Genomic DNA, 24,454 nt, shown 5'->3' on the forward strand with positions numbered 1-24,454 from the left:
GAGCGCGCGCCGGCGCCGGACGCCGGCCCGCCGCCGGAGGAGGTGCCGGCCCGGCTGGCGGCAGCCGTGGTGGAGCTGCGGAAGGCCGACGACGCCGCGGCCGGCGACTTGTGGCCGGCCGGGATCGGTCCGGCGGTGCCGGCCGCGGCGGAGCAGCGCGGGTACGTGCTGTCGGGCCGGCTGGCGCACGGCCGGTGAGGGGGCGCGCCGCGGTTCAGGCCGCCGAGCGCTCGACGGTGACCTTGAGGTGCTTCATGATCGGCTGATCGCTCTGCGTGCTGTGGTCGCCGAGCGCGCAGAGCACGTTCATCTCGGGCATGTAGCCCGCGGCGCAGCCGCGCGGGATGTCGTAGGGGACGGCGAGGTAGCCGTGCAGCGAGCGGGTGGAGCCGTCGCGGGCGGTGCTGGTGATGTCGACCGGGTCGAACTCGCCGAGGCCGCGCTCGCGCATGTCGTCGGCGTTCATGAAGACCAGGGTGCGCAGGTTCTTGATGCCGCGGTAGCGGTCGTCGTCGGAGTAGATGGTGGTGTTCCACTGGTCGTGCGAGCGCATGGTGCCGAGCGCCAGGGTGCCGGGGGCGGGGACGACGTCGGGCAGCGGCGCGGCGGAGAACTCGGCTCGGCCGGACGGGGTGAGGAAGACCAGCTCGCGGGCGGGCTGCTTGATCCGGAAGCCGAGCGGCAGCCGGACGCGGCGGTTGAAGTCCTCGAAGCCGTCGAGGACCTTGGCCATGGTGTCGCGGATGCGGTCGTAGTCCTCGACGTACCACTCCCACGGGGTGGCGCTGTCGGGGAGGGCGGCTCGGGCGATGCCGGCGATGATCGCGGGTTCGGAGAGCAGGTGGGGCGAGGCGGGCCGCTTCATGCCGACGGACAGGTGGACCATGCTCATCGAGTCCTCGACGGAGGTGCTCTGCACTCCGGCCCGCTGGTGGTCCCTCTCGGTGCGGCCGAGGCAGGGCAGGATCAGGGCCTGCCGGCCGTGCACCAGGTGGCTGCGGTTGAGCTTGGTGCTGACCTGCACGGTCAGTTCCGTGCGGCGCAGCGCCTCGTGGGTGTACGGGGTGTCGGGGGCGGCCAGGGCGAAGTTGCCGCCCATGCCGACGAAGACCTTGACGTCGCCGCGGTGCATGGCCTCGACGGTGCCGACGGTGTCCAGGCCGTGGGCGCGCGGCGGGTCGATGCCGCACACCTCGGCGAGCCGGTCGAGGAACTCCTCGGCGGGGCGGTGGTCGATGCCGCAGGTGCGGTTGCCCTGGACGTTGCTGTGGCCGCGCACGGGTGAGGGGCCGGCGCCCTCGCGGCCGACGTTGCCGCGCAGCAGCAGGAGGTTGACGATCTCGCGGACGGTGTCGACGCCGTGCTCGTGCTGGGTGACGCCGAGGCACCAGCTGACGATGGAGCGGTCGGCGTCGCGGTAGATCCGGGCGGCTGCCAGGATTCCGGCGCGCGGGACGCCGGACTGCTGCTCGATCTCCTCCCAGGAGGTGGCCTCGCACCGGGCGCGGTACTCCTCGAAGCCGCTGGTGTGGCGGTCGACGAACTCCCGGTCGAGTGCCTTGGGGTCGGAGCCGGACAGTTCGAGGATCGCCTTCGCGATGCCGCGCAGCAGGGCCATGTCGCCGCCGATCCGCGGCTGCAGGTTGAGGGTGGTGGTCGCGGTGGGGTGGAACAGCGCCATGTCGACGAAGTCGTGCGGGACGATGGTGCGGGTGGCGGCGGCCTCGACCAGGGGGTTGATGTGCACGATCCGGGCGCCGCGGCGGTGCGCCTCGGCGAGGGCGGTGAGCATTCGGGGCGCGTTGGAGGCGGCGTTGACGCCGATGATGAACAGGGCGTCGGTGGTCTCCCAGTCCTTGAGGTCGACGGTGCCCTTGCCGGTGCCGAGCGACGCCTCCATGGCGCGTCCGCTCGCCTCGTGGCACATGTTGGAACAGTCGGGGAGGTTGTTCGTGCCGAGCTCACGGGCCATCAGCTGGTAGAGGAAGGTGGCCTCGTTGCCCAGCCGGCCGGAGGTGTAGTAGGCGGCCCGGTCGGGGCTGTCCAGTTCGCGCAGGGTGCGGCCGACGAGTGCGAAGGCGTCCTTCCAACTGATCGGCACGTAGTGGTCGGTGGCGGCGTCGTAGACCAGCGGCCCGGTCAGGCGGCCCTCGTTCTCGAGGGCGAAGTCGGACCACTCCATGAGTTCGGTGACGGTGTGGGTGGCGAAGAACTCCTTGCCGGCGCGCTTGCGGGTCATCTCCCAGGTGACGTGCTTGATGCCGTTCTCGCAGATGTCCAGGTGCAGGCCCTTGGTGTCGTCGGGCCAGGCGCAGCCGGGGCAGTCGAAGCCGGTGTTCTCGTGGTTCATCCGCAGGATCGCGCGCGGGCCGTCGACGAGGGCGCCTTCGCGGACGAGGACCCGGCTCACGCTCTTCGCGGCGCCCCAGCCGGCTGCCGGGTGGTGGTAGGGCCGGAACTCCGGCCGGTTCCCGGGGGTCGGACCGGACCCGTTCCCGGCGCGGTGGCCGTTTGCCCCGGCGGCACCCTCGGTGGTGCCGGTGTCCGTCGCGAGCGGTGCGTCGTCGTTGCGGTCGGAGGCGTTCACGGCACTCACCCTTCGGCGTCGGACCCCCTGGCGTCCGGCGCCGGGGCCTCTGCGGGCGCGGGCCGACGCCCGCTGCCCAGGCTATGCCCGGGGGGCGGGGTCCGCCCGCGGCGCCGGGGCGCGGGCCTGCGGCCGTCGTCCGGCCGGTCCGGCGGGGTCCCGTTAGGGTGGCAGGAGTTGTGTCCATTGTGAGATGAAGCGAGTGATTTCCATGGGTTTGCCCCCCGTGGAGGGTTTCGGCTCCTTCGGGTCCGCGGATCCCTTCTCCGACCTGCTCAACCGCTTCTTCGGCATGTCCGCGGCGTCCTCACCGCCCGCGGTGCAGCGCGTACCGATCGGGCGGCTGCTCACGGCGTCCTCCCGGGCGCTGATCGCCCGCGCCTCGCAGCGCGCGACCGGGGACGGCAGCAAGGACCTGGACAGGGAAGGGACGGGAGGACCTTGGACGTGACCGGGGACATGGAGGCGCCCACCCCGCAGCCGGTGCTCGGCCCGCTGACCACCGCATCGCTGTTCCTCGTACTCACCGTCGACCCCGGCGGCGAGCCCGTGGTGCGCGAGCTGCTGGCCGACCTGGCGGGCCTGCGGCGCAGCGTCGGCTTCGGGCACCCCGACGGGCGGCTCAGCGTCGTCGCCGGGATCGGCTCGGCCTGCTGGGACCGCCTGGTGGAGGGCCCGCGCCCGGCCGGGCTGCACCCCTTCCGGGAGCTGCGCGGTGTCCGCCACCGGGCCCCGGCCACCCCGGGCGACCTGCTCCTGCACATCCGGGCCGCCCGGCAGGACCTCTGCTTCTCGCTCGGCTCGGAGATCATGGCGCGGCTGCGCGGGGCCGTCGCGGTGGCGGACGAGGTCACCGGCTTCACGTACCTGGACCAGCGCGACCTGCTCGGCTTCGTCGACGGCACCGAGAACCCCGTCGGCCGGGCGGCGGCCGAGGCCGTGCTGATCGGCGCGGAGGACCCGGACTTCGCCGGCGGCTCCTACGTGATCGTGCAGAAGTACCTGCACGACCTCGACGCCTGGAACCGCCTGCCGGTCGAGCAGCAGGAGCGGATCGTCGGCCGCCGCAAGCTCACCAACGTCGAGATCGACTCCCCCGGCTCGCACGTCGACCTCAACACGATCACCGGCCCCGACGGCGGGGAACGGCAGATCCTGCGCGACAACATGCCCTTCGGCAGCCCCGGCGGCGGCGAGTTCGGCACGTACTTCATCGGGTACGCGCGGACGCCGGAGGTCACCGAGGAGATGCTCCGCCACATGTTCCTCGGCGACGGGCCGGTGAGCCACGACCGCATCCTCGACTTCTCCACGGCCGTCACCGGCACGCTGTTCTTCGTGCCCTCCGCCGACCTGCTGGAGGACCTGGGGGCCGAGGAGGACTCCGGTGCCGGCGAACGGGGGTCGCTCGGCATCGGCGACCTCAGGAACCGCTGACAGCACCGACCGCACGGTCGGCGCCGGAGCAGTGCTGCCGGCACCGACGCAGGCGACAGGAGACCCGGCATGGACAACCTGCACCGCGAACTCGCGCCCGTCTCGGCCGCGGCCTGGGCCGACCTGGAGCAGGAGGCCCGGCGCACCTTCACCCGGCACGTGGCCGCCCGCCGCATCGTGGACGTCCCGGAGGCCGGCGGCACGGAGCTGGCCGCGGTCAACACCGGCCGGCTGGACGAGATCCGCTCGCCCGACCCCGGGGTGCGGGCCCGGCTGCGGCAGGCGCAGTCGCTGGTGGAGCTGCGGGTGCCGTTCACCGTGGACCGGTCGCAGGTGGACGACGTCGCCCGGGGTGCCGAGGACGCGGACTGGGGTCCGGTGAAGGAGGCCGCCCGGCGGATCGCCTTCGCCGAGGACCGCGCCGTGTTCGAGGGCTACCCGGCGGCCGGCATCGCGGGTCTGCGGGCCTGCTCCGCCAACGAGGCGCTGACCCTGCCCGCCGACCCGCGCGACTACCCGACCGTGATCAGCCAGGCGATCGGCGAACTCCGGCTGGCCGGCGTCGGCGGCGCCTACACGCTCGCCCTGAGCGCGGACGCCTTCACCGCCGTCAGCGAGACCTCCGACCACGGCTACCCGATCCACGAGCACCTGCGCCGCCTCCTCGACGGCGAGATCATCTGGGCCCCCGCCATCGACGGCGCCTTCCTGATCTCCACCCGCGGCGGCGACTTCACGCTCCGGCTCGGCCAGGACCTGTCCATCGGCTACCTCGCGCACGACACCGACACCGTCGAGCTCTACTTCCAGGAGTCGCTGACCTTCCTCGTCCACACCGAGGAGGCGGTCGTCCCGATCAACCCCGCCCCCGCGGCCCGATAGCCCGGCGGTGCACGGGCCGGGCTGCGGCCTGCGGTCACCGCGCGGTCGTCCGCCCCGGTTCGATGCCGCAGGAGTTCGCAGAAGCGGCCAGGGCGCGGTCGGTGCCGCGGCGGTCGCCCCGCGGCGCGGACGGTGGTGACCGTCGGGTCCGATCCGGCATCCCATCAGCGCGTTCGTCCCGGACCGGCCGGTCGGCCCGGGAACCGGCCCACCGGGGGCCTTCGTCGACCCGGCGATGCCGAGCAGCAGCTCCGCCCCGCCTGGAAGACCGGATCCGGCACCGACTGAATGCCGCCCGATCGGCGTGGTGCCGCGGTCCCGTTCGAGCACGTGACCTCCGCCCGGGCGCAGTCGACGCCGGCCCGACCGTCCGGACCACGATCGACCGCCGGAGCACCGATGCCTCCGGGTCTGCCCCGCCCCCGGCCGGAGCAGACCCGTGCCCGTGGTGTCAGTGTTCGGCAGGGGCCGCCGGGAGGCTGCGCAGCCGGACGACCGGGGAGGCCGGGAGCGCGAGGACGACGACGGCGGAGCCGGCCGCGGCGACGGCCAGGGCGGCGCGCGCGCCGAGGTGTCCGGCCAGCAGGCCCGCGCCGAGGCCGCCGAGTGCGCCGCCGCCGAAGAGCAGGGTGCGGAAGGCCGCGGTCATCCGGCCCATCATCGGCTGCGGGGTGACGGCCTGGCGGAGGCTGACGATGATCACTCCGGCGATGCCGAGCCCGAGGTAGGTGGTGAGGAAGGAGAGCACGAACATCGCCGTCATGACCGGGCGCGGCCCGGTGGCGCACGGGATGAGCACGGGGCCGAGCAGCAGCGCCGACTGGGCGACCAGGTAGACGCGGCCGAGCGGGAAGCGCTCGATCACCCGGCGCGAGAGGACGGCGCCGAGCAGGCCGCCGGCCGAGGCGGTGGCGAAGACGCCGCCCAGTGCGGTGGAGGACAGCCGCAGGTCGTGGCTGCCGTACAGCAGGAACATCGTCCACACCGTGACCATGGAGAAGTTGCAGCAGAACCCGATCAGGGCGAGCGCCCGCAGCACCCCGTTGCGCAGCACGAAGCCAAGGCCGTCCCGGAGTTCGCGGAGCAGGTGCCGTTCGGCGGGCCGCTCGGGGCGCGGTTCGGGGGTGCGGATCAGCAGCAGCGAAACGACGGAGACCGCGTACGAGCATGCGTCGACGACCAGCGCGGCGGGCGCGCCGACGGCGGAGACCAGCACGCCCGCGAGGCCCGGCCCGGCCACGTCCGCGGCGGAGGAGGAGGCGCTCATCCGCGCGCTCGCCGCCACGTACTGCCTGCGGTCCCGCACCAGCAGCGGCACGTAGGACATCCAGCTGACGTCGAACACCACCGAGGCGGTGCCCACGGCGCAGGCGATCACCATCAGCACCGTCAGGTCGAGCGCGTGCCACCAGTACAGCAGCGGCACGAGGGCGAGCAGCACCAGGCGGACCAGGTTGGCGCCGAGCATCACGGGGCGGCGCCGGGCCCGGTCCGCCCAGACGCCGATCACCAGCGCGAGGCCGAGGTAGGGGACGAGTTGCAGGAAGCGCAGCAGGCCGACCTGCTCGTCGGTGGCGCCGAAGGCGTCGATGGCGGTGAGCGGCAGGGCGAGCGCGGTGACCTGGGTGCCGAGCAGGGAGACCGTCTCGCCGAGCCAGAACCGGACGAAGTCGCGGTTGTGCCACAGGCTCGGCGGGGTAGCGCGGGTCGCCTGCACCGGGGCCGCGCTGCCGGATGAGGGCGAGAGGGCGGTCATCGCAGGCCCTCCGCGGCGAGTTCGGCGACCGCCCCGGCCACCTCGGCGACCTCGTCCTCGGTGTTGTAGTAGTGCGGCGACAGCCGCAGGCACCACTCGACCTCCTTGTCGCGGAAGTCGAACTGGGCGAACTCCCGGAAGCTCAGCGCCGAGTTGATGCCTCGGCGGTCCAGGGCCGCCTTGAACGGATGCGGCTCCCAGCCCTCGACGGCGACGGTCACCAGCGCGGCGGGCGCCGGCCCGCGGTCGAGGGTGCGGACACCGGGCACGCCGGCGAGCCGCTCGCGCAGCAGGGCGGCGAGCGCGGGGGTGCGTCGGGCCACCGCGTCCTGGCCGACCGCCAGCGCGTAGCGGACGGCGGCTGCGCAGCCGAGGACGGTGGCGTAGGGGAACTCCCACTCCTCGAAGCGGGCGGCGGTGGGGACGGGCCGGTAGTGGCCGGGGGCGACCCAGCGGGCGCCGTGCATGTCGATGTACAGCGGCTCGCCGCCGGCCTGCAGGACGCGGTCGGAGACGTAGAGGAAGCCTGAACCGCGGGGCCCGCGCAGGAACTTGCGGCAGGTGGCGGTGAGCAGGTCGCAGCCGATCTCCTCGACGTCGATCCGGTACTGGCCGACCGACTGGCAGGCGTCCACGAGGTAGAGCAGGCCCAGTTCCCGGCAGTGCCGGCCGATCTCGGCGACCGGCTGGACCAGGCCGGAGTTGGTGGGCACGTGGGTGGCGGCGACCAGCCTGGGGCGGTGGGCGCGCATCAGGGCGGCCATCGCCTCGACGTCGACGCCGCTGCCGTCGGGGCGGTCGGGGGCGTGCACGATCCGGACGCCGTGCCGGCGGCGCAGCGAGAGGAAGGCGATCTGGTTGGAGACGAAGTCGTTCCGGGTGGTGAGGACGGTGTCGCCCGGTCGGAAGTCGAACGAGGAGAGCGCCTTGGTGTAGGCGTGGGTGGCGCTGGCGGCGAAGGCGATGTTGCCGGGGCGGGTGTTGAGCAGGCCGGCGGTGGCCGCGTAGAAGTCGGCGATCTCGGCGGTGCGGGCGGCGGCGGCCTCGTAGCCGCCGGTGGCGGCCTCCAGCTCCAGGTGTTCGACCACCGTGCGCAGCACCGGACGGGGCGTCAGTCCGCAGCCGGCGTTGTTGAAGTGGACCACGGAGGCGCAGCCGGGGGTGTCGGCCCGCAGGGCGGCGATGTCGAGGAGCGGTTCCGGGCCGATGGCGAAAGCGCTATTCTGTGTCGTCATGAATGACGGTAGCAGTACTGAGGCCCTGCTGGCGATCCTCCGTACCGAGATCGCCGCCCTGGCTCCGGGCGACCGCCTGCCCAGCAGCAGGGATCTGATCGCCCGTCACGGCGTCGGGCCGGTCACGGTCTCCCGTGCCGTCGCCCAGCTCGCGGCCGAGGGCGTCGTCGTCACCCGGCCCGGCAGCGGCACCTACGTGACGGCGCGCCGGACCGCGGGCTCCGCGGCCCCGGACACCTCCTGGCAGTCCGTCGTACTGGCGGACCGCCGGATCGACGCCGCCGAGGAGGAGACGGCCCTGCCGGAGCTCCCGCCCGGCACCGTTCCGCTCTCCGGCGGCTACCTGCACGAGAGCCTGCAGCCCGGCCGGATCCTCGGCGCGGCCCTCGCCCGCGCCGCCCGCCGCCCGGACGCCTGGCACCGCGCGCCCGCCGCCGGCCTCGCCACCCTGCGTGCCCTGTTCGCCCGCCAGACCGGCGGCGACCACGGGCCCGAGGACGTTCTCGTCACCGCCGGGGGCCAGAGCGCCCTGTCCATGCTCTTCCGGGCCGTCGCCGCGCCCGGCGCGCCCCTGCTCGTCGAGTCGCCGACCTACCCCGGCGCGCTGGCCGCCGCACGTGCCGCCGGACTGCGCCCGGTGCCCGTCCCGATGGACGACCGCGGCCTGCGCCCCGACCTGCTCGCCGACGCCTTCGCGATGACCGGCGCCCGGCTGCTCTACTGCCAGCCGACCTTCCACAACCCCACCGGCGTCGTCCTCGCCCCCGAACGGCGCCGCCAGGTCGTCGACGTGGCGCGGGCCGCGGGCGCCTTCCTGATCGAGGACGACTTCGCACGCCACCTCGGCCACGGCCGCGCCGTCCCCCGCCCGCTGGCGGCCGACGACCGCGACGGCACCGTCGTCCACCTCACCTCGCTCAGCAAGCCCGCCTCGCCCAGCCTGCGGATCGGCGCGATCACCGCCCGCGGACCGGTCGTACGGCGGCTGCTGAGCCTGCGCCGGGCCGACGACTTCTTCCTCGCCCGGCCGCTCCAGGAGGCCGCCGTCGAACTGCTCTCCACCCCCGCCTGGGACCGCCACCTGCGCGGACTCGGTACCGCACTGCGGCAGCGCTGCGCCGTGCTCGCCCACGCCGTCGCCCGCGAACTCCCGGACTGGACACCGGCCCCGACCCCGGAGGGCGGCCTCCACCTGTGGCTGCGGCTGCCGCCCGGCCCGACCGAGTCCGCCCTCGCCGACGCGGCCCGCGCGCACGGCGTCGCCGTCGACCCCGGTCACCGGTTCTTCCCCGCCGAACCGACCGCCGCCCACGTGCGGCTCGCCTTCGCCGCCGCCGCGGAGCCCGCCGACCTCGCCGAGGCCGTGCGCCGACTCGCCGCGGCCGCCCGCAGCGGGGCCTGACGTCGCGGGGCCGGTCCTCCGCGACCCGGCCGCGGGGCCGGTCCTGCCCGACCGGCCCGGTCGTCGAACGCGGCCGGTCTCAGGACGCGGCGCTCTCCGCCGCGATCATCGCGATCAGTCCGGCCCTGCCGTGCTCGGCGAGGTGGCGGCGCTGCCGTTCGGCGCCGTTGCCCTCCCGCAGCAGCCGGCCGACCAGCGGGGCCACCGCGCGAGTGTCACCGAGCTCCTCCAGCGCCCGGCGGAGGTGTTCCAGCATGTCGGCGGCGACCTTGCCGGCGGGCCGGGACAGCCCGGTCGCCGGGTCGTGCAGGGTGCCGTCCATGCCGTACCGGGCGGCGTGCCAGGCCGCGCCCTCCAGGCTCTCCGGCGTCCGCCCGTCCGGGGGGACTCCTTCGGCCGCGTCCCGCATCGCCGTGACGGCCAGCGCCCGGACCAGCCCGGCGAGCATCACCGCCTCGTCGGCGCGCAGCTGGACATCCATCGCGCGCAGCTCCATGGTCGGGAACTTGGCCGACAGCCGGGCCTGCCAGTACAGCTGGCCGCGGTCGCGGATCAGCCGGGCCTCCAGGAGGTGGTCGATCCTCCGCTCGTAGTCCTGCGCGTCGGCGAAGCGCGGCGGGATGCCACTGATCGGCCAGCGGCCGAAGACCACCGTCCGCCAGCTCGCGTAGCCGGTGTCGGTGCCGTACCAGAGCGGCGAGTTGGCCGAGAGCGCGGTCAGCACCGGCAGCCAGGGCCGCAGGCGGTTGAGCACCTGGACCCCGGTCTCCGGGTCGGGGACGGCCACGTGCACGTGCATGCCGTTGATCATCGCCTCGTCGGCCAGCCGCGAGACGACGCTCCGGATCGAGTGGTAGCGCGGGGCGTCCACGATCTCCGGGGGTGTCTCGGGCGCGTACGGGGCGGTGCCGCAGGCCGCCAGCCGGCAGCCGGCCGACTCCGCCGCAGCCGCCAGCGCGTGGCGCAGGCGGAGCAGGTGGCCGCCGACCTCGCCCAGGCCCTCGCAGACCGGGGTGGCCACCTCCACCTGGGCCTGCAGCAGCTCGTTCTGCAGTTCGTCGTGGTGCACCGCGGGGTGCAGTCCGGCGATCTGCCGCACCGCGTCGACCCGCGGCAGCGGCAGTCCGCTCTCGGGATCGAGCAGCAGGTACTCCTCCTCGACCCCGACCGTCGGGAAGACCCGCGGATCGCGCAGCGGTCCGCCCCCGCCTGCCGTGTCGGTGCCAGCGCCCATGACTCCGGGCTACCACGTCCGCCGCGTCAGCACATCCGGGCGGGCTTTCCGGGGGGGTCCGCCGGGCGCGCCCGGAGCCGTCCGACTACGGCCTGTCCTCGCGGGAGAGGCCGCTGCCGCCGGGGACGGGGGCCGCGGGCCTGCGGCGGCGACGGTGCAGCCAGACGTAGAGCAGCAGGCAGGGCAGCAGCAGTCCGCCGAGGGTGAGCACGAGGAAGGCCGTGAGGCTGTCGATGTGCCTGACCAGCCAGGCGAAGTTCTGCCCGAAGAAGCCGACGACGAAGGAGAGCGGCAGGAAGACCGTGGCGATGACGGTGAGTCGTTCCATGGTGGCGCTCTGGCGCAGGGTGATGGTGTTCTGCTCGACGGAGATCACCGCGATGTTGGCCTCCAGGACGGTGGCCAGCAGGTCGCGCTGGGCCGCGACCTCCTCGTTCACCAGCAGGAGGTGGTCGTGCACGTCGCGGAAGAACGGCAGCAGTTCGGCCGGTGCCCGACCCGGCTGCAGGCGCCGGGCGAGCACGGCGAGCAGCGGGTGGACGGCGCGGTAGAAATCGGTGGCCTCGCGCCGCAGGAAGTAGATCCGCTCGGTCGGCGCGACCGCGCCGGAGAAGACGGTGGCCTCGATCTGCTCGATGTCGCGGTCGAGTTCCGCGACGACCGGGGCGTAGCCGTCGACGACCTGGTCGAGGATGGCCCACAGGGTCGCGGCGCTGCCCGTCCGCAGCAGGTCCGGGCGGCGTTCGAGGCGGCTGCGGGCGCCGGCCAGTTCGCTGGCGATGCCCTGGCGGACGGTGATCACGAAGTGTTCGGCGAGGAAGATGCTGATCTCGCCGGTGTCGATCTCCTCGCGCTCGTCGTCGTACCGCGCGGTGCGGAGGATGATCAGCTCGGTGCCGTCCTCGTACTGCTCGGCCTTCGGCCGCAGGTGGAAGGCCTGGGCGTCCTCGACGGCCAGTTCGTGCAGTCCGAAGGTCTCCCGGACGCCGGCCAGCTCCTCCGGCCCGGGTTCGAAGACGCCGAGCCAGACGAATCCGCCCTTTCTGGCATGGGCGGCGGCCTGTTCCACCGACATCGCGCCCTCGTGCTGCCGGCGTCCGTCGCGGTAGTGCGCGCAGTCCACGATCATGACCGTTCTCCTCGCGTCCGGCCGACTGCGCCCTCTGTCGCCCGGATGCGGCATGGCGCGCCGTACACGCCTCCCGGCAACCGATGTTCCTCCGACTCGCCGCGGCCCGCTCAGCGAGCCCGCGGCCGCACCGGGGCCGCACCGGGGCAGCCCGGCTGCCGGTCCCGCGCCGGCGGGAGACCGGCAGCCCCGGTGCGCGACGATCCGGAACTCGTCGTCCGAGCCGGAGCAGTCGACCACGCCGAGGTCCGGCCGCTCGTCGGTGCCGCTGCTATGGACGCAGTCGCCGACGTCCGCGAAGTCACCACCAGGAATCCCTGGTGGCCGCGGACGGTGGCCTGCACGGCCGGCACCGAGCCGCAGCAGCGGCAGCGGCAGCAGCGGCAGCGGCAGAACGGCCCCACCGCGGACGCGCCGGACGGGAGCTGCGGTGCGGGAACGGGCATGTGGATCCGCTCCGGAAGCGGGTTTCGGCGGTGAGCGGTCGGATGCTGTCGGTGCGCACGGACGCCGCAGCACCCGCTTTCCGCGACACCCGCCTTCCGCGGCCGCGCCCGCCGGCCCCGGACGCTGCGTCAGGTCGCCCGCAAGGGAGCGGGATCCATCCGAAACCGCTGGACAGCCGGGCTCCGCATGGAAGATCATCCAGTCGATGACAACACGAACCGATGTACCCGCGGCCCTGGACGAGCGCACCCAGCTCACCACCTTCCTCGACTACGCCCGCGCCACCGCGCACGCCAAGTGCGAGGGAGTCAGCGCCGAGAACGCCCGCCGCGCTCCGCTGCCCGGCTCGCCCCTGATGACCCTCGCCGGCCTGATCAACCATCTCCGGTGGGTCGAGCACTGGTGGTTCGAGGTCATGTTCCTCGGCGAGGAGGACCGCGGCCCCTGGACGGACGAGGACCCCGACCGGGAGATGCGGATCGCCGTCGACCGCCCGCTCGACGAGCTGCTCGCCGAGTACGAGGCCGCGTGCGCCCGGCACCGTGAGCTGGTCGCGGCCAACTCCCTCGACACGGTGGCGAAGCGGACCCGCGGCGACGGCGGCCAGGTCGACCTGCGGTGGATCCTGCTGCACATGATCGAGGAGACCGCCCGGCACAACGGACACCTCGACGTCATCCGTGAACTCGTCGACGGCACCACCGGAGCCTGACGGTCCGTCGCCGACACACCGCGGTCGGGCCGGGGTCCCGGGTCGTCGACGTACACTGACGGGCATGGCATGCCGCATCAGTGAGCTGGTCCTCGACGCGGCCGATCCCGGCCTGCTCGCCGCCTTCTGGAGCGAGGTGCTCGGCTACGTCGAACTCGGCCGGGAGGACGACGGAAGCATCGAGATCGGGCCGCCCGGCACCGGCTTCGGCGGCCCGCAGCCCACCCTCGTCATCGGCCCCACGACCGACCCGCGGCCGGCGAAGCTCCGCCTGCACATCGACGTCAGCGCCACCGACCGCGACCAGGAGGCCGAACTGGCGCGGCTGCTCGCCCTCGGCGCCCGGCACACCGACGTCGGCCAGACCGGCACCGAGAGCTGGTACGTGCTGGCCGACCCGGAGGGCAACGAGTTCTGCCTGCTGCGCACCCGGATCGAGCCCGTCTGACCGGCATCGGATCGGCCGGTGCCGTCGGCCACGCCCCTGCCGCACGAGTCGTGGACGGGCCGCACTTCGAGCGCCACGACGTGGAAGTCGACCACCCGTCCGGCGACCTCGCGGGCCCGCGCCGGGCTCGCGCTGTCGAGCACGTAGGAGGCGGTCAGCTGTTCCGCCGCGGCGGGGAGCGGCCCGTCCGACGCGGCCGCGCCACCGTCCACGCCGTCCATCCGGAGCGTGGTGGTGTCCGCGGGGCAGGCCGGCCCGGCACCGTTGAGCAGTTCGCCGGAGTCCGCCGGGTCCCGGTGGAGCGCCTCGTGCCGGGCGAACACCTCGGCCCGCTCGTCGGCGGTCATCGCCGCGGTCGCCGCCGGGTCCGGCGTACAACAGCACCATGTACTTCACACCGTCCGGCCCGGCACCGGTGCGGGCCGTCCGGCGGGAGCATCCCGGAGATGCCGGGCCGCGTGGGCCGAACGGGTTCGCCGTCGGCGGCGCCGGAGGGCGATCATGCGGCCATGAGACCCGAAGTGGCGGCGTTCGTCGCCGACGGCCCGCTGCCCGACGAGGACGCTCACGAGGACGAGATCGACCGGCGGGTGCGGCAGCTGGAGGCGATCACGCGCCCGGTCACCGCCGAGGAGGCGGCGCGGCTGGCGCAGTGCTTCGGTCCGGACGACTGCTACGGCGTCGCATGGACCCTGCTGCACCTCGTCGAGTCCGCGCCCACTCCCGTTCTGACGGCCGAGCCGGGCCAGGACACGAACGAATGGCACCGGCGGCTGCGGCGGCGGGCGGTGAACGCGGGCCTCGTCCCGGAGGAGTGAGCCGGCCCCGGGCCGGTCGGGCGCGGGGCCGGTCGGGCGGTGCTCAGCCGAGGGCGGCGGCGAACATGCCGGGCTCGTAGGAGCCGCCCTTCTGGTGCACGATCACGGCGAGCCGGTTGGCCGCGTTGATCAGGGCCACCAGGGAGACCAGCGCGGCGATCCGGTCGTCGTCGTAGTGCTTGCGCACCAGGGCCCAGGTCTCGTCGGACACGCCCTGGTGGGCGTCGGCGAGCCGGGTGCCCTCCTCGGCGAGCGCGAGCGCGGCCCGCTCGGCGTCGGTGAACACGGTGGACTCGCGCCAGGCGGCGACCAGGTGCAGCCGGGCGGCGTCCTCGCCGGCGGCCGCGGCCTCCTTGGTGTGCATGTCGATGCACCAGCCGCAGCCGTTGATCTGGCTGGCCCGCAGGGACACCAGCTCCTGGGTGGACCGCGGCAGCGGCGACTGCTGGATCACCAGGGAGGCGTTGGCGAACCGCTTGGCGAACTTGGCGGCGAGCTCGTTCTCGAACAGGTTGAATCGGGCGTCCATGACTTCGTCCTCACTCGTAGTGGTGCACCGGCGACCACAAGATGCCGCCGGCCCCTGCCGTGTGACGGGCCGTCGCTGTGACGGACGCCACGGTCCGCGGCTGTCACAGCGCGGCGGGGAGCGGCGTCCTGTGCGCGGGACGTCGTCGGGAGCGAGCAGACGGGAGCAGCCGGTGGGGAACGAGCGCAGCGGGCGTACGGCGGGTTCGGACGGCGGGGCCGGCGGGGCGGGGCCGGACCCGGCCACCGAGGCGTTCGTCGCCCACCGCAACCTGCTCTTCACCGTGGCGTACGAGATGCTCGGCTCGGCCGTCGACGCCGAGGACGTCCTGCAGGAGACCTGGCTGCGGTGGACGGGCGTCGACCTCGCCGAGGTGCGGGACCGGCGCGCCTACCTGGTGCGGATCACCACCCGGCAGGCGCTCGGCCGCCTGCGGACGCTCGGCCGCCGCAGGGAGTCCTACGTGGGGTCCTGGCTGCCGGAGCCGCTGCTCACCGCGCCGGACGTGGCCGAGGACGTCGAGCTGGCCGACAGCGTCTCGATGGCGATGCTGCTGGTGCTGGAGACGCTCGCGCCGACCGAGCGGGCGGTGTTCGTGCTGCGCGAGGTGTTCGACCTGGAGTACGGGGAGATCGCGGAGGCGGTGGACAAGAGCCCGGCGGCCGTCCGTCAGATCGCGCACCGGGCGCGGGCGCACGTCGCGGCGCGGCGGCCGCGCGGGACGGTGTCCCCGGCCGAGACCCGGGACGCGCTGGACGCGTTCCGGCGGGCGACCGAGACGGGCGACCTGCAGGGCCTGCTCGACGTCCTGGCGCCGGACGTCGTCCTGCTCGGGGACGGCGGCGGGATCAAGCAGGCCGTGCTGCGGCCGGTCGTGGGGGCGGACAAGGTGGCCCGGCTGCTGGCCGCCGGCTTCGGCCGGCTCACCACGGACCGGTCGCTGCAGCCGACCCAGGTCAACGGCTGGCCGGCGCTGGTACTGCAGCTCGACGGCGAGCTCGACACCGTGCTGGCCCTGCGCTTCGAGGACGGCCTGATCACCGGGCTCTACGCCGTGCGCAATCCCGAGAAGCTGTCCCGGATGGAGCGGGAGACCGAACTGCGCCGCTGAGCGGCCGGCCCGGGTCAGTCCCCGAAGGTGCCCGGGTCGCCCGGGTCGCCCGGTTCGGTCGCCGGCGCCTCGCGGTCGAGGGCGTGCCCCGGTCCGGCGGGGGAGGATGCGGCGGGTCAGAGGGTCGGCGGCGCCGTGCGGCGGGCCGCGTGACGGGCGCGGGCGGCGGCCAGGTCGCGGCGCAGCTCGTCCTCCGGGATCTCCGGGGCGAGTCCGGCCCGTCCGGGGTTCTGCCGCCAGCAGCCGCAGGGCCGGCTGAAGGTGCGGCCGTCGGTCGTGGTGTCGAGCAGCTCCGGCAGCCCGGCGAGGCGGCTGCAGCCGCGGACGGCATCGCGTGCCCGGTCGGCCGCGTGGAGCAGTCGCAGCTCCCACCGCAGGATGCAGTACGAACAGGCCGGGACCGCCGCCCGGTCGGCCTCGGCCAGCTCGGCGAGTGCGGTGCGGACGGGCCCGGCCAGGGACTCGTCGGCCGCCGCCTGCAGCAGCAGGAGGTTCACGGACTCCCGGTCCCGCGGATCGCACCAGATGAGCCGCAGCAGGGCGGCGGCCAGCAGGCGGTCGCCGCCGTCCGGAAGGGGCGCGACGAGGTGGATCCGGGTCAGCAACTGCTCGTCCCCCGCCGTCTCCTGTCCGTCGGCCGAGCGCCGGGCCTCCCAGTCCAGCTCGAACCGTGCGGCGTCCTCGCCGGCCGCGGTGTCCACCGGATACTCCAGCGTGCACTGCCGCCCGCTCCGGACGGTGGGCGCGAGCTCCACGTGCGTCCTCGTGCCGTCGGCAGCGTCGTACCTCCGCCGCACCCGCACGACCGGACGGGCCGGCGGCATGACCAGCCGCAGCACGAGGTCGCGTGCCGACCACCCCGGCGCCGGCGGCACGACCCGCAGCGACGACCGACCGCCGTCGAGGCCGATCGACACCAACTCCTTGTGTTTGACGACCAGTTCCCAATCCATGCGCGTCCCTCCTCCGGTTACCGACGTACGGCCGGACAGCATCGGTTGCGCCCGGCCGTGCCGGTCAGGACGGTGCGAGTTCGCCGACCAGGCGTTCGTGGCTGCGGCGCAGCACCTGGCAGGCACGCCGGTCGGGGCCGCCGAAGGCAGGGTCTGCGGTCAGCGCTGACCAGTGTGCCAGCCGGGCGACGGCTCGGCGGGGCAGTTCGGGGCGGGGCGTGCCGGCGGGGAGGCCCAGCCGGGCGGCCGGGTCGGTGCCGTACTCGCCGGCCACCCGGCGCAGTTCGAGCAGGTCGGCCAGCCGGGCACCGAGCTGTTCCACAACAGCGGCCCGGGTGTCGACCAACGGGCGTCTCTCCGGCCCGAGTTCGGCCGCCCGGCGGGTGGCCTGCTCGCTGGTGGCCGTCCGGGCGGACTCCAGCCGGACCAGTGCCTCCCGGGCGGACCCCCGCTCGCGGGCGATCCGGCTCTCCGACTCCGCCCGCACCGCGCCGCGCCGGCCAGGGTCCGGGTCACATCGCCGAACGCATGGGCGAGGTGGCTGTACTGGCCGGGGAAGGACGTGCCGAAGTCCACCACGAGCACCGGCGCTGCCATGTCCCACCCGCTGGACGCATCCGGCCGGTCACAGAGCGCGCCGACCTGGATGTGCCGCGAGACTAGCCGCGGTGGATCCCCCCGCTCCGGCGGTTCCCGCCCCCCGGCCACACCGACGCGAGGCCGTAATCGACCTTCTACGCACGGATGTTGATGCTCCGTCCGGCAGTGCGAGCGAGTCGTACCGAGGGGCTCGGATATGCCAGCGGGGGCTCCGCGGGGTCGGGTGCTCGGACTCCGCCCCCGGGGCCGGACCGGTTCGGCGATCGCGCGGGACGGCCGGCGCGGGCGGGTCCGGACCGCAGCGGCGGCGGCCGGTCGGCCCGCCGGGGTCAGCAGGGTGCCACCGCCTCGGGCAGGGTGGGTATCAGGGACGAGGTGACGATCCGGCGGTTGGCCCGGCGGAACTCCTCGGCCACCCGGCCGCAGCTGAGGCACTCGTCCAGGTGCCGCGCCAGCTCCCGCCCGCGCCGCCGGCCCGGGCGGCGCACGGCGCCGGCCAGCAGCGAGGTGAAGTAGCGGCACTCCAGACCGGTGCCCTCGTCCACGTGCGCGCGCAGGTACGCCTCGCGCAGCCCGGACCGGGCCCGGGCCGCGAGGGAGCGCACGCCGCTCGGCGTCATGCTCATCCGCTTGCCGACGGTCGCGGCGGACTCGCCCTCCACCACGAAGAACCAGAGCAGCACCTGCCAGCGCTCGGGCAGGGCCCGGAAGGCCCGGGCGATCAGCTCGGCCTCCTCGGCGGCGAGCAGCGCGTTCTCGGTGGCCGTCTCGTCGGCCAGGTGGTCGGCCCAGCTGTGGAAGTCGTCCGGCAGCAGGACGCGGTCCGCGGTCTGGGCGCTCCACTCCATCGCCGTCCGGCGGACGCAGGCCTTCAGGTACGGGCGCCAGGCGTGCCGCGGACCGCGGCCGCGGGCGACAGAGTGGTACGTGCTGGCGTAGGCCTCGGCGGCGAGGTCCTGCGCGGTCTGCAGGTCGCGGCAGTAGCGGCGGGCGTAGGCGAGCACGGCGCCGTGGTGGCGCGTGAACACCTCGGCCATCACCTCCCGGATGCGGGAGGTTCCGGTCGCGGTCGGGGCGGCGATGACCTCCGCGAGTTCGGCGTCGCTCAGCGCGCTCAAACCGGACTCGGGGGTACTGGTACGAGGGGTCACCCTGTTCCTCCTCAGCTCTGGCCTTCTCACGGGGGGAGTTCGCGGGGCCTGGCCGGCGTGTCGGCCGCACGGGCCGGGACGGGGAACTGCCTGGACGAAAGGCATCGACGGCGTCTGCTGGGGCCGTCGGGACGGTGTGGCGGGAGGGCCACAGCACACCAGTCCCACGGGTTTCAGTGCAACAGTCTTCAAAACACCGGCGCGCAGGACGATTCCGGATCCGAATGTGGGGGAATCGCGTGCATCGCATCACGGCTGCGTCTCGGCGCCGCAGGACGCGCTCCCGCCCCTGGTGGGCGCACTTCCCGACACTCTGGCGCGACCGCGTCAAGTGGAACGGCTGCGAAATGCGCGGAAAGTTCATACAGCATTTGCATGGTTGGGCGCCCCCGGCGGGCGGCTTGTGTGACAGAGTGTCAGCAATTTGGGTGACGCTCCGACACATGCCGTGCAGCGCACAGCGACAACGCGCATGCAAGAGGGCGGGGTCACCCCCGGCTGTTGCCGGCGGTAACCCCGCCCTCTCGTCGCTGTGCGTGTCCGGCTATCCCCCGCCGGTGTGCTCGTGCGTTCCGGTGTGGTCGGCCCCGTTCACCACCTTTCCGCCCAGCAGGCCGTGGAGTTGGTCCGCGGTGGCGTCGGAGAGCACCACCACCCAGTCGTCGCCCACCAGATAGGACCCGCCGTAGGCCTCGGCCTCGGTGATCCAGGCCTGCTGGGCCCGGGGCTCCGGGAAGGTGGCGATCCAGATCTCCTCCCCGCCCGAGCTGCACAGGCCCTGGCGGAGGTCGGCCGTGTCGGCGGTGATCTCGGCTGTGCAGCCGATCCGCTGGGCCAGCAGCTCCACCGAGTTGCCGGAGGGGCGCTGGGCGGCCTGCGAGGTGCCGGCCAATCCTCCCGGCCCCCAGAGGAGTTCGAAGACCCCGAGGAGGAGCAGGAGGGCCAGCGCGGACCACTTCAGTGCGGTGCGGACGGAGCGGCCGTCCCCGGGCGGCGCCAGGGCCGCGCTCAGGGGCCTCACTTGCCGGTCGCCGCCTTGCCCTGCGGGTTGATGGCCGTCCACAGGCCGTTGGCCAGGCCGTTCCCCAGCGCGTCGCCGGCGGTCTTGTCACCGGTGTAGAGGTAGGCGGGGGTGCAGTTGATGCTCAGCTGCCAGGAGCCGTCCGAGCGCTGCATCTTGCCGATCAGCTTCGGGTCCACACCCTTGATCTTCTTGGGGTCGACCGGCGGCGCGGGCGTCCAGGTCTTGAGGCACTCCCCCTCACAGTTGGACTTCATCGGCCAGGCGGTGTCCTTGCCGAAGTGGTAGAGCGTCATGCCGTTGGCGTCCACCATGATCGGACCGAGCTGCGGGTGGTTGAAGACCGAGATCTGGACGCCGGCCGGGGCCTGCTGGGTCATCGACGGCATGGCGGTGGGCTGGGCGGTCGCGGTGGGCGCCGCGGTGGCGCCGCCGGCCTTGGCCTTGCTCCCGTCCGGCGCCAGGGCGTGCCAGGTGCCGCCCACGCCCTCGCCCTTGGTGTCACCGGGCGCGGTGTCCTGTGCGTAGCGGTAGGCGGGCCATCCGCCGACCGTCAGCTGCCGGGAGCCGTCGGCCCGGGTGATCTCGCCGAGCTTGCCGGCGTCGACGCCGGTGCCCGCCGTGGTGGTGTCGTCCTTCAGGACGGGCGGCCAGGTGGTGGCGCACGTCCCCGCGCAGTTGGACGCCGGCGGCTTGGCGGTGTCCTTGTCGAAGCGGTAGAGGGTGAAGCCCTCGCCGTCCGTCAGCACCGGGCCGAGCTTCTCGTCGACGCGGACGGCCAGCTGTCCGCCCGGCTTGCCCGCGGTGCCCGCCGGCGCGGAGGACCCGTAGTCCCCGTAGGCTCCGCCTCCGCCCGCCGGGGCCGGCGTGCCTCCCGCCCCGGCCAGCTGGCCGGCGTCGGTCTTGCCGTTGGACGGGCTGGCGCTGCTGTTGGCGCTGCCGAAGGCGGCCATGAGCACAAGGCCGGCCAGCAGGAGGCAGACCGCCACGAGGCCGTATCGTTTCGTGGTCATCGTCAAGATCTTCCTTGCCTTTCCATCGGTGGTGCTGTTCGAGGGATCGCTGGTCAAGGTCGTTCGGTCGGGGAATCGTTCGGTCAGGGGATCGTCGGTTCAGGTGCGTCGCCGGTGCACGGCTGTCGTCGGTACTGGGGCGTCGTCGGTACTGGGACGTTGTCGGTACTGGGACGTCGTCCGTGGGGACGTGCGGGGATCACTGGATCTTCAGGGCCAGCGCCGGGCACCGGTCCACCGCGCGGGCGGCCTGCTGGAGCAGCTCCGGCGGAACGGGCATGACACCGGCGGCGGGGAAGCCGTCCGCCTCCAGGCTGATGACCTCGGGCAGGACGCTGGTGCACAGGCCGTGCGCCTCGCAGAGGGTCCAGTCCACGACGATCGTCCCGGCGCTCTCCATGACCGGCATGGGGAGCACGTCCTGGACGGGCCGGCCGCAGCCGTACTGGTAGGTGTGCATCTGCAGGTCCTCGTCGAAGACCTCCAGCGCCGAGGCGACGAACCGGGAGGCGGCGTCGGGGTGGCTGCACGCGCCCCGTCCCGTGACCGCCTTCATCCGCGACTCGACGGCCTCCAGGGCGGGACGTCCGCCACCCTTCACCACCTGCTCCAGCTCCTTCACCAGGGCCGGCAGTCCGAGATAGCAGGGCCCGCACTGGCCCGCCGTCTCGTCGGCCAGCCAGCGGGCGACCCGGAGGACCTCGCCGAGCGGGCAGGTGGTGGGCGGCAGCGGCAGGAGCGCTCCGGCGCCCAGTGCCCCGCCCAGGCTCCGCAGGGACTGCCGCGACACCGTCGCCCGGCTCGCGGCTTCAGGGCTGAGCCACTTGCCGTGGTAGCCGCCGGTCAGCACGCCCTGCCCGATCTCCAGGTCGAACAGTGCGAGCAGTTGCGGGAGCGGGACGCCGAGGGGCGTCTCCACCACCTGGCGGCCGGCGAGGGTGAGCAGGACCGTCCCTGGCTCCGACGGGGTGCCTGCCTCGCGGTAGGGCAGTGCCCCCAGCCGGGCCGCGACGGCGAGTTGCGCGTAGGTCTCGGCGTTGGACAGCAGGGTCGGCAGGCCGCGGACGCCGCTGTCGCTCGTCCGGACCTTGCCGCCGCGCGGCAGGGCGATCCCGCTGGTGATGCCGCGGGCCAGCGAGCTGCCCTCGCCCGAGACGAACCGCTCGGGCAGCCGGGCGACGTTGACCGGCACCCGGGTCGACCGCCGCTCCGCCAGCGCCCGGCGCAGCGACTGCTCGGTGTCGGCGCGGGTGACCCCGAGCACCACCTGCTCGGCGTCCAGGGCCTCGGCTGCCAGCAGGGCCCCGTCCACGACGAGGTGGGGGGTGCGCAGCAGCAGGGCCGCGTCCTTGAGACAACTCGGTTCTCCTTCCGTTCCGTTGACGACCACGACCGGGCGGGTGCGGCGCCGGGCGGCCGACTTCACGACGGCCCGGAGCTTCCGGGCGAACGGGAAGCCGGCGCCGCCCCGGCCGCGCAGGTCGACGTTCTCGGCGAGGTCGGCCAGGTCCTCGGCCTTCATCGGGGACAGCCGGCCGTGGACGACCAGGTGCTCGCGGTAGTCCAGCTGCTCGGCGTGCTCCAGGCCGGCGAAGAGCACGGGCCGGCCGAGCCAGGCGATCGGGGCGCCGCTCATCCGTCCTGCCTGCGTCGTCCGGTGCCGGCGGCGACCGTCGGCCGGGAGGCCGTGTCGGGCCGGACCGCGGTGGCCGGGCGGCGCGGGGCGCCGCGGTCCTGGAAGGCCATCCGCAGCCCGAGCGCGACGATCACGCCGACCACGGCCACGCAGTACATGACGGTGATGTAGGTGGCGGGCAGCCGGCCCGCGTTGAGTCCGTGGACCAGGCCGGCGCCCCAGGCCGGGTAGGCGAGGACGTGGACGATCCGCCAGCGACGCGAGTCGCCGGTGCGGGCCAGCAGGCCGCGGGCCGCTCCGGCCAGTGCGACGGTGAGGAGCACGTAGCCGGAGAGCACGCCGAGGCCGTAGAGCACGGGCTTCTGCGGATCGGCGAACGGCACGAACGCACCGAGTGCTCCGATCTGGTCCTGGATCAGGTTCATCCACACGTGCAGGACGAGGAAGACCACGCCGCTGATGCCCATCACCCGGTGGATCGCCTGGGCGGCGAGCCGGTGGACGGGGTACAGCAGCAGCCGGTCGGTCGCCGCCAGGCCCCACAGCACCGCGGAGGTGAACGACACCAGGGCGAGCACCCCGGCCGCAATGCCGAGGAACGCCTGGAGTGCGCCGTTGACGGCGACGGCCGTGAGGCCGAGCCCCGCCGCCAGCACGGGGAGGAAAGACCACACCGAACGGGGCTGCCGGCCGCCGGCGTCGGGCCGGTCCGCCGCGACCGCGGCGGGTGCCTGCTCGGTGCGCGCGGCACGGGCCGACCGGTTCGCCTGGCGGTTTCGGGCCGCTCGGCCCGCTCGCGCCGGCCCTGCGGCCGAATGCCAGGATCGGCGTCCTTGACCTGTCAACATCGCTGAGCCCTCCGGCTGTGTCCTTGCTCTGCTCGAATGGCGCCCGGCTCCCCGGGCGGGCCGCGCGAGGGGTCGCGGCCCTGGCCGCCCGGGGTGTGCCCGGCGGCGACCCGACGGGTCAGCCGCAGCGGCGACCCTCGTTGATGCAACTCACCATCTGGTCCAGCAGGTTGCGGTTCATCACGTTGATGAAGTCACCGTGGTCGGTGATCGGGTTGTGGAGCTGCTCGGGGAAGCTGTCGACGGCGAACTTGGCGCCGGACGGCACGTCGTAGGCGACGCGCTCCACCAGCTGGGGGATGGCCCGGAAGTTCCGAGGGCAGCTGCCGTTCTTGGAGAAGGCGGTGTGCGTGCGGTGGTTGGCGCTGTCGATGTTCTTGCCGTCCCAGCAGTCCGGGAACTTCAGGGTCCGCACGACCCGGCTGCCGTTCGGGCAGATCGGGTACTTGTCGGCGAGCTGGCGGTCCTCGAAGCCGGTGCAGCTCCAGGAGGCGTGGGCGTTGGCCGGCCCGTTGGTGAGGGCCTTGGCGTCGCCGGTGATGATCCGCAGGAAGCGGGTCATCGGCTGGACGCGGTTCCCGTTGGCGGAGCTGTAGGTGATCCCGACCTCGGCGGGCTGCAGGATGCGTCCGACGTTCTTGTCCTTGCCGCCGCCCGGGGCCTTGGCGTCCTTGTCGTTGGTGCCGTCGAGGAGCCGCAGCACCGGCCAGTAGTACGCGGACTGGTCCCCGTTGGAGCAGGTGGTGCCGGCGCCGGCGAGCTTGCCGTTGGAGGAGAACCCGTCGGTGATGCGGTTGCCGACGTAGTCGTGCATGTGGTGGGCGCCGTTGCTCACACCGGGCGCGACGATGACGTTGTCGGGGTTGAGGTGGCGGTTCTCGTTGCGTCCGCAGCTGGAGGTGAAGGTGCCGGTGGCGGGGCCGTTGCGGGCGGGGCGGGCGGTGTTCGGGGCGACGGACCGGATATCGACGAAGCCGCGGCCGGGGCCGGACTTCGACCCGCCGGAGTTCTTGCTCTGGGCGGCGACGCTCTGCGCGTCGTTGGCGTAGTCCTTGGTGGAGGCGTCGACCACCAGGTCCTTGCGGATCGCGCAGTTCGCCAGTCCGGACATGTCCTGCGGCAGGCCGGAGTCCTTCCCGGCGCTCGCGGCGAGCTTGCGCAGGGTGTCGGACCGCTTGGCGGCCAGGTCACCCATGACGCGCTTCTCGCCGCCCCCGGCGCCGGGCTCGGAGAGGCTGCGGTAGGCGTCCGCGACCTGCACGTCGAGGTCGGCGAGGTCCCGGTCGACGTCCGCACGGGCGTTGTCCGGCACCGAGGCCAGGCCCAGCCCGACGTCCGCGCAGGCGACCGTGCCCGTCTGGGCGTTGGCCTGCTGCGACCTGGACGGGCGCTGCCCGGCGAACGCGGCCGCGGCGATCACCGAGCCACCGGCGACGGCCAGCACGCCGGCGAGCAGCAGGGCCAGCATTCTCCGTCCGGCCTTATCGCGTTTGTGAGTCCTCATA

At 73.9% G+C, this 24,454-nt stretch carries 22 protein-coding genes and 2 pseudogenes; 10 read left to right on the top strand and 14 right to left on the bottom strand.

The window, feature by feature from the left end; genetic code table 11:
- Window positions 1-198 (top strand): annotated as a pseudogene (locus KSNIM_RS03775) (hypothetical protein); the annotation flags it as partial.
- Between the two features lie 16 nt (window positions 199-214).
- Here the strand turns inward: KSNIM_RS03775 and KSNIM_RS03780 are convergent.
- On the bottom strand, window positions 215-2,587 hold the full coding sequence (locus KSNIM_RS03780; protein WP_263101777.1) for an FdhF/YdeP family oxidoreductase: 2,373 nt from the start codon (window positions 2,585-2,587) through the stop codon (window positions 215-217).
- A gap of 211 nt (window positions 2,588-2,798) precedes the next feature.
- Between KSNIM_RS03780 and KSNIM_RS03785 the strand changes: the two are divergent.
- From KSNIM_RS03785 to KSNIM_RS03795, 3 genes and pseudogenes are all read left to right on the top strand, one after another.
- Window positions 2,799-3,014 (top strand): annotated as a pseudogene (locus tag KSNIM_RS03785) (hypothetical protein); the annotation flags it as partial.
- Window positions 3,015-3,046: 32 nt separating this feature from the next.
- On the top strand, window positions 3,047-4,024 hold the full coding sequence (locus KSNIM_RS03790; protein WP_263107821.1) for a Dyp-type peroxidase: 978 nt from the start codon (window positions 3,047-3,049) through the stop codon (window positions 4,022-4,024).
- Between the two features lie 69 nt (window positions 4,025-4,093).
- Window positions 4,094-4,906: a family 1 encapsulin nanocompartment shell protein gene (locus KSNIM_RS03795; RefSeq protein ID WP_263101778.1), complete on the top strand. Its 813-nt coding sequence runs from the start codon at window positions 4,094-4,096 to the stop codon at window positions 4,904-4,906.
- A 451-nt stretch (window positions 4,907-5,357) separates the two neighbouring features.
- Here KSNIM_RS03795 and KSNIM_RS03800 read toward each other — a convergent pair whose 3' ends face one another.
- Entirely contained in the window at window positions 5,358-6,662 is a 1,305-nt protein-coding gene (locus tag KSNIM_RS03800) for an MFS transporter (protein WP_263101779.1), read from the bottom strand.
- Entirely contained in the window at window positions 6,659-7,897 is a 1,239-nt protein-coding gene (locus KSNIM_RS03805) for an aminotransferase class V-fold PLP-dependent enzyme (protein WP_263101780.1), read from the bottom strand. Before KSNIM_RS03805 ends, KSNIM_RS03800 begins: the two co-directional genes overlap by 4 nt.
- Here KSNIM_RS03805 and KSNIM_RS03810 point away from each other — a divergent pair.
- Complete coding sequence (locus KSNIM_RS03810; protein ID WP_263101781.1) at window positions 7,896-9,299, top strand: PLP-dependent aminotransferase family protein; 1,404 nt, start codon at window positions 7,896-7,898, stop codon at window positions 9,297-9,299. The genes KSNIM_RS03805 and KSNIM_RS03810 overlap by 2 nt on opposite strands.
- A 79-nt stretch (window positions 9,300-9,378) precedes the next feature.
- On the opposite strand, the gene KSNIM_RS03815 is transcribed toward KSNIM_RS03810, so the two are convergent.
- Window positions 9,379-10,533: a glutamate--cysteine ligase gene (locus tag KSNIM_RS03815; RefSeq protein WP_263101782.1), complete on the bottom strand. Its 1,155-nt coding sequence runs from the start codon at window positions 10,531-10,533 to the stop codon at window positions 9,379-9,381.
- Window positions 10,534-10,618: 85 nt separating this feature from the next.
- The gene (locus KSNIM_RS03820) at window positions 10,619-11,662 is read right to left on the bottom strand and encodes a magnesium and cobalt transport protein CorA (protein WP_263101783.1); all 1,044 of its coding nucleotides are present in this window, start codon (window positions 11,660-11,662) and stop codon (window positions 10,619-10,621) included.
- Between the two features lie 273 nt (window positions 11,663-11,935).
- Between KSNIM_RS03820 and KSNIM_RS03825 the strand changes: the two genes are divergently transcribed.
- From KSNIM_RS03825 to KSNIM_RS03840, 4 genes are all read left to right on the top strand, one after another.
- Window positions 11,936-12,142 (top strand): hypothetical protein, encoded by a 207-nt coding sequence (locus tag KSNIM_RS03825; protein ID WP_263101784.1) that lies wholly within the window; start codon window positions 11,936-11,938, stop codon window positions 12,140-12,142.
- A gap of 172 nt (window positions 12,143-12,314) precedes the next feature.
- Window positions 12,315-12,821: a DinB family protein gene (locus KSNIM_RS03830; RefSeq protein ID WP_263101785.1), complete on the top strand. Its 507-nt coding sequence runs from the start codon at window positions 12,315-12,317 to the stop codon at window positions 12,819-12,821.
- Window positions 12,822-12,885: 64 nt separating this feature from the next.
- Entirely contained in the window at window positions 12,886-13,269 is a 384-nt protein-coding gene (locus tag KSNIM_RS03835) for a VOC family protein (protein ID WP_263101786.1), read from the top strand.
- A 509-nt stretch (window positions 13,270-13,778) separates the two neighbouring features.
- Window positions 13,779-14,087 (top strand): hypothetical protein, encoded by a 309-nt coding sequence (locus tag KSNIM_RS03840; RefSeq protein ID WP_263101787.1) that lies wholly within the window; start codon window positions 13,779-13,781, stop codon window positions 14,085-14,087.
- A gap of 43 nt (window positions 14,088-14,130) precedes the next feature.
- Here KSNIM_RS03840 and KSNIM_RS03845 read toward each other — a convergent pair whose 3' ends face one another.
- Window positions 14,131-14,616 carry a carboxymuconolactone decarboxylase family protein gene (locus tag KSNIM_RS03845; protein ID WP_263101788.1) on the bottom strand — a complete coding sequence of 162 codons (486 nt, stop codon included), beginning with the start codon at window positions 14,614-14,616 and terminating at the stop codon, window positions 14,131-14,133.
- A gap of 172 nt (window positions 14,617-14,788) precedes the next feature.
- On the opposite strand from KSNIM_RS03845, the gene KSNIM_RS03850 reads away from it, so the two are divergent.
- Window positions 14,789-15,727 carry an RNA polymerase sigma-70 factor gene (locus tag KSNIM_RS03850; protein WP_263101789.1) on the top strand — a complete coding sequence of 313 codons (939 nt, stop codon included), beginning with the start codon at window positions 14,789-14,791 and terminating at the stop codon, window positions 15,725-15,727.
- Window positions 15,728-15,843: 116 nt separating this feature from the next.
- On the opposite strand, the gene KSNIM_RS03855 is transcribed toward KSNIM_RS03850, so the two are convergent.
- The 8 genes from KSNIM_RS03855 to KSNIM_RS03890 all read right to left on the bottom strand — a co-directional run bounded on the left by KSNIM_RS03855 (window position 15,844) and on the right by KSNIM_RS03890 (window position 24,417).
- Window positions 15,844-16,680: a hypothetical protein gene (locus tag KSNIM_RS03855; RefSeq protein WP_263101790.1), complete on the bottom strand. Its 837-nt coding sequence runs from the start codon at window positions 16,678-16,680 to the stop codon at window positions 15,844-15,846.
- Between the two features lie 64 nt (window positions 16,681-16,744).
- A complete protein-coding gene (locus KSNIM_RS03860) occupies window positions 16,745-17,167 on the bottom strand; it encodes a hypothetical protein (protein WP_263101791.1) in 423 nt (140 codons plus the stop codon).
- A 442-nt stretch (window positions 17,168-17,609) separates the two neighbouring features.
- Window positions 17,610-18,431 (bottom strand): RNA polymerase sigma factor, encoded by an 822-nt coding sequence (locus KSNIM_RS03865; RefSeq protein ID WP_263101792.1) that lies wholly within the window; start codon window positions 18,429-18,431, stop codon window positions 17,610-17,612.
- Between the two features lie 544 nt (window positions 18,432-18,975).
- Window positions 18,976-19,452, bottom strand: coding sequence for a hypothetical protein (locus tag KSNIM_RS03870; RefSeq protein WP_263101793.1), 477 nt, complete (start codon window positions 19,450-19,452; stop codon window positions 18,976-18,978).
- Window positions 19,449-20,465, bottom strand: coding sequence for an SCO0930 family lipoprotein (locus tag KSNIM_RS03875; RefSeq protein WP_263101794.1), 1,017 nt, complete (start codon window positions 20,463-20,465; stop codon window positions 19,449-19,451). The genes KSNIM_RS03870 and KSNIM_RS03875 overlap by 4 nt, the downstream gene beginning before the upstream one ends.
- 199 nt (window positions 20,466-20,664) lie before the next feature.
- Window positions 20,665-22,101 carry an NADH-quinone oxidoreductase subunit NuoF family protein gene (locus KSNIM_RS03880; protein ID WP_263101795.1) on the bottom strand — a complete coding sequence of 479 codons (1,437 nt, stop codon included), beginning with the start codon at window positions 22,099-22,101 and terminating at the stop codon, window positions 20,665-20,667.
- Entirely contained in the window at window positions 22,098-22,775 is a 678-nt protein-coding gene (locus tag KSNIM_RS03885; protein ID WP_263101796.1) for a hypothetical protein, read from the bottom strand. Before KSNIM_RS03885 ends, KSNIM_RS03880 begins: the two co-directional genes overlap by 4 nt.
- Before the next feature lie 292 nt (window positions 22,776-23,067).
- Window positions 23,068-24,417 carry a DUF1996 domain-containing protein gene (locus KSNIM_RS03890; protein WP_263101797.1) on the bottom strand — a complete coding sequence of 450 codons (1,350 nt, stop codon included), beginning with the start codon at window positions 24,415-24,417 and terminating at the stop codon, window positions 23,068-23,070.
- Window positions 24,418-24,454 lie beyond the last annotated feature (37 nt).

The organism is Kitasatospora sp. DSM 101779, assembly GCF_025655475.1.
Lineage (GTDB): Bacteria > Actinomycetota > Actinomycetes > Streptomycetales > Streptomycetaceae > Kitasatospora.

Excerpts from the sequence above, each read along its gene's own strand:
- KSNIM_RS03790 (WP_263107821.1), top strand. The coding sequence starts at position 3,047 with ATGGAGGCGCCCACCCCGCAGCCGGTGCTCGGCCCGCTGACCACCGCA.
- KSNIM_RS03795 (WP_263101778.1), top strand. The coding sequence starts at position 4,094 with ATGGACAACCTGCACCGCGAACTCGCGCCCGTCTCGGCCGCGGCCTGG.
- KSNIM_RS03800 (WP_263101779.1), bottom strand. The coding sequence starts at position 6,662 with ATGACCGCCCTCTCGCCCTCATCCGGCAGCGCGGCCCCGGTGCAGGCG.
- KSNIM_RS03810 (WP_263101781.1), top strand. The coding sequence starts at position 7,896 with ATGAATGACGGTAGCAGTACTGAGGCCCTGCTGGCGATCCTCCGTACC.
- KSNIM_RS03805 (WP_263101780.1), bottom strand. The coding sequence starts at position 7,897 with ATGACGACACAGAATAGCGCTTTCGCCATCGGCCCGGAACCGCTCCTC.
- KSNIM_RS03815 (WP_263101782.1), bottom strand. The coding sequence starts at position 10,533 with ATGGGCGCTGGCACCGACACGGCAGGCGGGGGCGGACCGCTGCGCGAT.
- KSNIM_RS03820 (WP_263101783.1), bottom strand. The coding sequence starts at position 11,662 with ATGATCGTGGACTGCGCGCACTACCGCGACGGACGCCGGCAGCACGAG.
- KSNIM_RS03825 (WP_263101784.1), top strand. The coding sequence starts at position 11,936 with ATGGACGCAGTCGCCGACGTCCGCGAAGTCACCACCAGGAATCCCTGG.
- KSNIM_RS03830 (WP_263101785.1), top strand. The coding sequence starts at position 12,315 with ATGACAACACGAACCGATGTACCCGCGGCCCTGGACGAGCGCACCCAG.
- KSNIM_RS03835 (WP_263101786.1), top strand. The coding sequence starts at position 12,886 with ATGGCATGCCGCATCAGTGAGCTGGTCCTCGACGCGGCCGATCCCGGC.
- KSNIM_RS03840 (WP_263101787.1), top strand. The coding sequence starts at position 13,779 with ATGAGACCCGAAGTGGCGGCGTTCGTCGCCGACGGCCCGCTGCCCGAC.
- KSNIM_RS03845 (WP_263101788.1), bottom strand. The coding sequence starts at position 14,616 with ATGGACGCCCGATTCAACCTGTTCGAGAACGAGCTCGCCGCCAAGTTC.
- KSNIM_RS03855 (WP_263101790.1), bottom strand. The coding sequence starts at position 16,680 with ATGGATTGGGAACTGGTCGTCAAACACAAGGAGTTGGTGTCGATCGGC.
- KSNIM_RS03875 (WP_263101794.1), bottom strand. The coding sequence starts at position 20,465 with ATGACCACGAAACGATACGGCCTCGTGGCGGTCTGCCTCCTGCTGGCC.
- KSNIM_RS03880 (WP_263101795.1), bottom strand. The coding sequence starts at position 22,101 with ATGAGCGGCGCCCCGATCGCCTGGCTCGGCCGGCCCGTGCTCTTCGCC.
- KSNIM_RS03890 (WP_263101797.1), bottom strand. The coding sequence starts at position 24,417 with ATGCTGGCCCTGCTGCTCGCCGGCGTGCTGGCCGTCGCCGGTGGCTCG.